General features: G+C 74.8%; 6 protein-coding genes and 1 pseudogene. 5 read left to right on the forward strand and 2 right to left on the reverse strand.

Features of this window, described 5'->3' with window-relative positions; all coding sequences use genetic code 11:
* Window positions 1-88 precede the first annotated feature (88 nt).
* A complete protein-coding gene (locus tag FHX40_RS24820) occupies window positions 89-712 on the forward strand; it encodes an HAD family hydrolase (protein WP_229788775.1) in 624 nt (207 codons plus the stop codon).
* A gap of 63 nt (window positions 713-775) precedes the next feature.
* Window positions 776-1,162: a cold-shock protein gene (locus FHX40_RS24825; protein WP_142262407.1), complete on the forward strand. Its 387-nt coding sequence runs from the start codon at window positions 776-778 to the stop codon at window positions 1,160-1,162.
* 69 nt (window positions 1,163-1,231) lie between these two features.
* On the opposite strand, the gene FHX40_RS24830 is transcribed toward FHX40_RS24825, so the two are convergent.
* Complete coding sequence (locus FHX40_RS24830) at window positions 1,232-2,836, reverse strand: MFS transporter (RefSeq protein WP_142262408.1); 1,605 nt, start codon at window positions 2,834-2,836, stop codon at window positions 1,232-1,234.
* Between the two features lie 79 nt (window positions 2,837-2,915).
* Between FHX40_RS24830 and FHX40_RS24835 the strand changes: the two genes are divergently transcribed.
* Complete coding sequence (locus FHX40_RS24835) at window positions 2,916-3,767, forward strand: DUF3027 domain-containing protein (RefSeq protein ID WP_142262409.1); 852 nt, start codon at window positions 2,916-2,918, stop codon at window positions 3,765-3,767.
* A 108-nt stretch (window positions 3,768-3,875) separates the two neighbouring features.
* Window positions 3,876-6,986 (forward strand): sacsin N-terminal ATP-binding-like domain-containing protein, encoded by a 3,111-nt coding sequence (locus FHX40_RS24840; protein WP_142257678.1) that lies wholly within the window; start codon window positions 3,876-3,878, stop codon window positions 6,984-6,986.
* Window positions 6,987-7,038: 52 nt separating this feature from the next.
* On the opposite strand, the gene FHX40_RS24845 is transcribed toward FHX40_RS24840, so the two are convergent.
* A complete protein-coding gene (locus tag FHX40_RS24845; RefSeq protein ID WP_229788777.1) occupies window positions 7,039-7,392 on the reverse strand; it encodes a DUF2530 domain-containing protein in 354 nt (117 codons plus the stop codon).
* A gap of 266 nt (window positions 7,393-7,658) precedes the next feature.
* Between FHX40_RS24845 and FHX40_RS24850 the strand changes: the two are divergent.
* A pseudogene (locus tag FHX40_RS24850) lies at window positions 7,659-8,350 on the forward strand (solute carrier family 23 protein); the annotation flags it as partial.

The raw sequence follows: 8,350 nt of genomic DNA on the forward strand, positions 1-8,350 counted from the left end.
CGCGACGGGCGGAGGGCCCGGTCACTTCGCCGATACGGGTTAGGCCAATCGCCTCGGGATTTGGCATGCTTCAAGTGTGGGGAGATCGGTGGGATTCGACCTTGACCTGACGCTGGCGGACACGCGCAGGGGCATCGCGGCGACCTACGACTGGCTGTCCGAGCGGCTCGGCGTGTTCATCGACAGCGCGGTCGCGGTGAGCAGGCTCGGTCCGCCGCTCGAGACCGAGCTGGCGAACTGGCTGCCGCCGGAGGAGGTCCCCGCGGCGGCGGACCTGTTCCGCGGCAAGTACGCCGAGATCGCCGTGCCCGCCACCACCCCGATGGAGGGCGCCGCCGAGGCCGTCGACGCGGTACGGCGAGCCGGCGGCGGGGTCATCGTCGTCACCGGGAAGCACCCCGACCTTGCCCGCCGTACCCTGCGCCACATCGGCATCGACGTGGACGCGGTGGCCGGGATGGTGTTCGGCGCGGCGAAGGGCTCGGCGATCGCCGAATTCGGCGCGCAGGCCTACGTCGGAGACCACATCGCCGACATCGAGGCGGCGCGGGCGGCCGGCGTGGTGAGCGTCGCGGTGGCCACCGGACCCTACACCGCCGACGAGCTTCGTGATCACGGGGCGGACGTCGTGTTGCCGGACTTGGCGGCGTTCGCCGCGTGGTACGACGAGTGGCGGGTTCGCGAAATAGGAACGGTTTCGACGGTCACCTGAGCTTTCAGGTGGGCATAACCTACTTCCATTCATCTCCACGACTGTCTGAACGAGGTCACCCCTGTGCCGACTGGCAAGGTCAAGTGGTACGACCCCGAAAAGGGTTTCGGTTTCCTCACCCGCGACGACGGCGGTGAGGTGTTCGTGCATTCCTCCGCACTCCCCAAGGGCGTCGAGACGCTCAAGCCCGGGCAGCGAGTGGATTTCGGCGTGGCGGAGGGCCGACGCGGACAGCAGGCGCTTTCGGTCCGAATCGTGGAGGTACCGTCCGTCCGCAAGGCCAAGGCCAGGCGGAAGAAGCCCGACGAGATGGTGGTGATCGTCGAGGACCTGATCAAGCTGCTCGACGAGATCTCCACCTATTACCGCAAGGGCAAGCACCCCGACGCGCAGCACTCCAGGAAGATCGCCGCGGTGCTGCGCGCGGTCGCCGACGACATCGAAGGCTGATCCCCCGGTCCGCCCCGGCCCCGGGTACGGCGAGGCCGGGCGACGGCCGCCCCGACGCGTGCCGGCCGCTCATCCGTGCGGACGGGTGAGCGGCCGGGTGTCCCCGGCCCCGGAGCCGGCGTCCCCTGGATCGGTCCCGCCGTCCGCGGCCCGGCCGTCCGTCGCCGGTGCCGTATGCCCGCCGTACCCGGGACGGCCGCGCCGCCGTGCCGCGCGGGCCGCCCGCGCCCGGCGCGCCCGGGCGACCACCAGGTGGGCGAGGACCGCGACCAGCCCGGCCGCCATCACGCCGAGCCCGGCCGGGCCGTCGGCGAGGCCGGACAGCAGCAGCCCGGCGAGCCCGCCCGCCACCCAGCCGATCTGCAGCACCGACTCGACCACGCCGAACGTGGACGAGCGCACCTCCTCGGCGATCTCCCGCTGCACGATCGCGTCGAGCGCGAGCTTGCCGAGGTTCTGCGCGAACGCGGCCACGGCGGCGACCGCGACCGCCGTCCACAGCCCGAACAGGAAGGCCGCCACCACCGCGGTGACCGTGGCGAGCGCGAGCGTGCCGAACGAGATCAGCTCCGGCGACCGCCCGCGCATCCACGACGCCACCCCCGAGCTCACCAGCCCGCCCGCCCCGGCCGCGGCGGCGAGCACCGCGATGGTGACCTCGGTGGGCGGCCCCGGCAGGCCGTTCTCCTGGACCAGAAAGAGCAGGAAGAACAGCAGGAAGCCGGACTGCACCCGGGTGGCGATGTTCGCCTGCATCGCCTCGCTCACCACCGGGCCGACCGTGCGCAGCGTGCGCCACAGCTCCCGCCCGCGCCGCCGGCGCGGCCGCCCGTGCCCCGGCTCGGCGAACGCCACCGTCTCCCCGTCGGCCGGGTACGGCCCGGCCGCCTCGTCCGGGGCCTCGGCATCGTCCGCCGGGTCGTCCGGCGCGTCGACGTGCCGCGGCAGCCGTACCGCGGCCACGCCGCCGACGAGGAAGAGCAGCGTGGTGCCGCGCAGCACCCACTCGGGCCCGAGCCACGCCGCGAGCCCGGCCGCGACCGGCCCGGCCACGCCCGCCGCGACGAGCGCGAACAGCGTCACCCGTGCGTTCGCCCGCACCAGGGAGACGTCCGCGGGCAGCACGCTCGGCATGATCGCCGCCCGGGACACGTTGTACGCCTTCGACAACACGAGCACGGCGAGCGCCGCCGGAAAGAGCGTGACCGCGTCCGCCGGGCCGATCGCCGCGGCCATCGCCCAGCACAGCAGGCCGCGGGCGAACATCGTGCCCGCCATCACGTACCGCCGCCCGGAGCGGAACCGGTCGAGCACCGGGCCGACGAACGGCGCGACCACCGCGAACGGCGCCATCGTGACGAGCAGATAGAGCGCGACCTGGCCGCGCGCCTGGTTCACCGGAAGGCCGAAGAACAGCGTGCCCGCGAGCGCGACCGTGACCAGCGCGTCCCCCGCGCTGTGCGCCGCGGTGAGCTCGATGAGCCGCCCCAGCCCACTGCGGCCCGCCCCCTGCGCGTGGGTCAACCGGCGGGCCGCCCGCCCGGCGCCGCGCGCCGCCCGGCGGGTCGCGTCGACGGTGGTACGGCCGGCCCGGTAGCTCCTCCGGCAGGCCTCGGCGGTGGCCCGGGCGGTCGCCGCCGCCGCGCGCCGAACCCGCTGCCAGGCTCCGGCCATCGGATTCCCCCCTCGTCGGCCTTCGTCCTATCGCACCGGCTCGGTCCCGTCCGCTCGTGGCATGGGGGAAAATTGAACCGTGAGTCGTACCCGCACCCGAACCCCCGTCGCCGACCCGGCCTGCGTGGACGCCGTCGACCTGGCCCGGAAGGCGGCCGAGGAGATCGCCCGTCCGGGTGAGGTGGGCGAGCACCTGGGTTTCGACGTCGAAGGCGATCGCGTCATCACACATTACTTCGCCTGCCTGGACCGGGCCTACCGTGGGTGGCGGTGGGCCGTCACCGTGGCGCGCGCCGCCCGCGCCCGCCACGTCACCGTGAGCGAGACCGTGCTGCTGTCCGGCGAGGGCGCGCTGCTGCCGCCCACCTGGGTGCCGTGGAGCGAGCGGCTGCGCCCGGGGGACCTCGGGGTCGGCGACATCCTGCCCGCCCCGGCCGACGACGACCGGCTCGTGCCGGGCTACACGTCGGCCGACGACGAGTGCGACCACCAGATGATCTGGGAGCTCGGCCTGGGCCGGGCCCGCGTGCTCTCCGCCCACGGCCGTGACCTGGCGGTGCGCCGCTGGTACGGCGGCGACCACGGCCCGCACACCCCGATCGCCTACGCGGCCCCGGCGCAGTGCTCGACCTGCGGCTTCTACTGGCCGCTCGCGGGCTCGCTCGGGCACATGTTCGGCGTGTGCGCCAACGAGTACGCGCCGGACGACGGCCGCGTGGTCTCGGCCGACCACGGCTGCGGCGCCCACTCCGAGGCGGCCGTGCCGTCCCCGGCCACCGAGACCGCCCCGCCGATCCTCGACGACATGGGGTACGACCTCATGGACGAGCCCGACGAGCTGCGCGCGGGCGAGGAGGGCAAGCCCGGCGAGGACGAGGTGCCGCCGGGTTCGGTGGACGAGACCGCCTCCGAGCCGTTCGGCCATTCCTGACCCGAGAAGTGACGGCGGCGTCCGGCGGACCGGGCGTCGCCGTGTCGTTTGCCGGGCCGGCCGTACCGCCGGCCCCGTCACCAGGACCTTCGACAGGAACGCAGACTCATGAGCGACACCTTCGACACCGCGCGGATCCGGCGGACCGTGCTCGCCGCGTGGGCCGCCTCCCCGGCGCGGTTTCGCGAGGACGCGAACGCCGAGGAGGACTTCGCGCTCGGCGGCTACCGCGACCGGCTCGTGGTCGAGCTCGCCCAGAACGCGGCCGACGCGGCGGCGCGGGCCGGCATCTCCGGGCGGCTCCGCCTCACCCTGCGCGACGGGGTGCTCATTGCCGCGAACACCGGCGCGCCGCTCGACGCCGCCGGGGTGGCGAGCCTCGCCACGCTGCGCGTGTCGGACAAGCGCGGCGAGACGAACGTGGTCGGCCGCTTCGGGGTGGGCTTCGCCGCCGTGGTGTCGGTGTGCGACGAGCCGCTGATCTATTCCCGGGCCACCGGGGGCGTGCGCTGGTCCCGCGCCGAGACCGCCGAGCTGGTCGCCGCCGAGCCCGCGCTCGCCGAGGAGCTCGCCGCCCGCGACGGGCACGTGCCGCTGCTGCGCCTCCCGTTCCCCGCCGAGGCCGAGGTGCCCGAGGGCTTCGACACCGTCGTGGTGCTGCCGCTGCGCGACGAGGCCGCCGAGCGCGCGGTACGGCGCATGCTCGAGGAGACCAGCCCGGCGCTGCCGATCGCCATGCCGTCGCTCGGCGCGATCGAGATCGAGCTCGACGGCGAGATCCGCACGGTCACCGCCGAGGGCTGGCGGGTGGTCGAGGCGTCCGGCCGGTTCACCCCCGAGCAGGTGGCCGAGCTGTTCGCGGACCGGCCCACCGAGGAGCGCACCCGGCCGTTCTGGCTGGTGCGCTGGGCCGTACCGGTCGGGGACGGCGCCACCGGTACGGCGGGCGAGCCCGGCCCGCTCCCCAAGGACGTGCGGCCGGTGGTGCACGCGCCCACGCCCAGCGACGAGCCGCTCGACCTGCCCGCGCTGCTCATCGCCACGTTCCCGATGGCGACCGACCGCCGCCACGTCGCGCCCGGGCCGCTCACCGACTTCCTCGTCGAGCGGGTCGCCGAGACCTACCTCGACCTGCTCGCCGCGCTGCCGCGCACCCCGCGGCTGCTCGACCTCGTGCCGGGGCCGATCGGCCGGGGCGAGCTCGACGCCGCGATCCGGCGCGCGATCCTGCGCCGCCTGCCCGACACCCCGCTGCTGCCCGCGCTCTCCCCGCCCGCCGACGACGAGGACGGCACCTCCGGCTGGTCCGCCGGGGACCGCCCCGCCACCGCCGCCACCCCCGGCGACGGCGCCGAGGCCCCGTGGATCGTGTCCGGGCGGCAGGCCTCGGTGGTCGCCGGGCCCGCCGAGTTCCTCGCCAAGATCGCCGAGTTCGTGCCGGGGCTGCTGCCCGCGGGCTGGCCGTACCGGAGCCCGGCGCTGACCGCGCTCGGGGTGAAGCGGGTGGAGCTCGCCGACGTGGTCGACATGCTCTCCGGCGAGGCGGTCGAGGACAAGGACCCGGCCTGGTGGCGGTCGCTGTACGAGGTGCTGCCCGCCGACGACCTGGAGGCGATCGGCGCGATCCCGGTCCCGCTCGCCGACGGCCGCCTGGTGCGCGGCCCGCGCGGCACCCTGCTCATGTCCGAGCCGGGCGCGCGCATCGACCCCGAGGTGCTCGCCCCGCTCGGGCTGCGCATCGTGCACGCCGACGCCGCGCACCCGCTGCTGCTGCGGCTCGGCGCGGCCGAGGCCACCCCGCGCACCGTGCTGGAGGACCCGCTCACCCACGCCGCGGTGACCGGGTCGCTCGACGCCGACGACCCCGAGCCGGTGGCGCAGGCCGTGCTCTCCCTCGTCGAGGCCGCCGGGCTCACCCCCGGCGAGGCCCCCTGGCTCGCCGAGCTCGCGCTGCGCGGCGCGGACGGCGAGCTGTACCCGGCGAGCGAGCTGCTGCTGCCGGACGGCAAACTCAGCAAGATCGTCGCCCCGGACTCGCCGTTCGGGGTGGTCGCCGCCGACCTCGTCGCGCGGTACGGCCCGCGGGTGCTGGAGGCGGTCGGCGTGCTCGACGGCTTCGCCACGGTCGCCGACGCGGACGTGCTGCTCGACCCGGACGAGTGCGACCACGCGCTCGACCGCGAGGACGAGTGGCTCGAGGCGATCCGCGAGCTGCTGCCGGACGCCGACGTGCCGCCGATCGGCCGGGAGTTCTACGCGGTGCGCGACCTGGAGTTCGTCGCCGACTGGCGGGGCGCGCTCGAGCTGCTCACCCGGCCGCCGCTGCGCGCCGCGCTGCAGCCGATGCGGGTGCTCGCCGGCGGCGAGATCGTCGAGGTGCCCTCCTACACCGCCTGGTGGCTGAGCACCCACCCGGTGCTCGACGGCCGCCGCCCCACCACGCTGCGCGTGCCCGACGGCGACCCGCTGCTGTTCGGCCTGTACGGCGACGCGCCGGAGGGCATCGACCGCACCGCGCTCGCGCTGATCGGCGTGCGCACCACGCTGGCGGACCTGCTCGCCTCGCACGGCGGGCCGGACGAGCTGCTCGGCCTGCTCGCCGACCCGGAGCTCGAGGTCGACCGGGCCCAGCTCCGCGCGCTGTGGACCGCGATCGCGGCGGTCCCGCCGGAGCGGGTGCGGCCGCCCGCGGCGGTCCGGGCCGTGCTGGGCGGGGAGATCGTGGTCGCGGACGCCGAGGACGGCGCCGTGATCGGCCCGGACGGCACGCCGGAGGGCGCCGAGCCGCCCGGCTGCCCGGTGGTGGTCGAGGCCCCCGACCTGCTGCCGCTCGTCGCCTCCCGGCCGCTCGTGCTCGCGCCGTTCGACCTCGCCGAGGCGCTGTCGGAGGTGCTCGACCTGCCGCTCGCCGGGGAGATCGTGCCGGGCGAGGTCACCTCGACCGGCGTGGAACGGCCGGTGCCCCCGCAGGTCCGCTCGCTGCTGCCGACCGCCCCCGCCACCTATGTCGAGCACGAGCGGCTGCTCGTCGACGGTAAGCCCGCCGCGTGGCGGTTCCACGAGGGCGTCGTGCACGCCTCCGGGATCGAGGGGCTCGCCCGCGGCCTGGCCTGGGCGAGCGGCCAGTGGAGCGACCGCCTCGCCGTGGCGGCGTTGCTGCACAACCCCGAGGCGGTCCCGCTGCTGCTCGCCGAGGCCGACCTCGACGGCTCCGCCTGACCGAGCCTGAGCCGCCCGGGCGCACGGTCCCGCCTGGGCGGCGCGGGCCAGGTCAGCGGTTGTGCTCGGCGGGCGGCACCGCGTGCGGCTCGGCCGTACGCGCCTCGCCGGCCGTGCCGTTCGCCGACGTGTGGCCGGTGGCGGGTTCGCCGGTCGGCGCCCCGGTCCGCTCGTCGGTCGCGGGCCCGATCGGGTTACGGGCCTTGTAGCGGCGGGAGTACCACAGCCCGAACAGGCCGCCGCCGATGCCGGCCACGCAGGTCCAGACCCACCAGGGCTCCGCCACGGCGGGGCGCGCGATCAGCAGCACGACCAGCGCGATCGCCCACAACGCGGTGCCGACGAGGAACGTCGCCGTGTCGTTCGTCTTCATCGGCTGCAGGTCCGGGCGCTTCGGCTGGCTCACGTCTCAAGACTAAGCGACGGCCTCAGCCGGGGGCCGGAAGCGGGGAGGGCCAAAGCACCTGGTAAGAGCGGTTACGGTAACGTGAGCGTGGTTCGGTGCTGTGCGAAGCAGCGCGGGCCGCGAACGAATTGGTTGCGATCCCGTCACCGTCCTTCGGCAGGTCTTCCCGCATGTGAAACCGGCTGTCACGCTGCGCGCGTGAGCGTCACACGTGCCGCACCTTCCCCCAAATCCCCAGTCCCCCAAAAACACCCTCGAGTAGTTCAATGGACCGTTTCTTCCGCATCAGTGAGCGTGGCTCCACCATCGGCCGCGAGATACGCGGCGGCCTCGCCACGTTCTTCACGATGGCGTACATCGTGGTGCTGAACCCCCTGATCATCGGCACCGCGCAGGACGCCGACGGCCAGTACCTCGGCGACGGCTCCGCGCCGAACTTCGCCCTCGTCGCCGCCGCCACCGCGCTCGTCGCGGGCGTGCTCACCATCGTCATGGGCCTGGTGGCGAACGTCCCGTTCGCCATCGCCGCCGGGCTCGGGATCAACGCGTTCCTCGCGTACGGCATCGCCTCCCACATGTCGTGGGAGGACGCGATGGGGCTCGTGGTCCTTGAGGGCATCGTCATCACGATCCTCGTGCTCACCGGCTTCCGGGTCGCGGTGTTCCGCTCGATCCCGACCGAGCTGAAGACCGCGATCAGCGTCGGCATCGGCCTGTTCATCGCCCTGATCGGCTTCGTGGACGCCGGGTTCGTGCGGTCGGGCAGCGGCGTGCCGGTCGAGCTCGGCATCGGCGGCACGCTCACCAGCTGGCCGTGCTCGTCTTCGTGATCGGCCTGCTCGTCAACCGCGGCCCTCGTCGCCCGGCGGGTCCGCGGCGCGATCCTCATCGGCATCGTCGGCATGACGATCCTCGCGATCATCGTCGAGGCGATCGTCGGCGCCGGCGGCTCGCAGAC

This window comes from Thermopolyspora flexuosa (assembly GCF_006716785.1).
In the GTDB taxonomy this organism is placed as follows: Bacteria; Actinomycetota; Actinomycetes; order Streptosporangiales; family Streptosporangiaceae; genus Thermopolyspora; species Thermopolyspora flexuosa.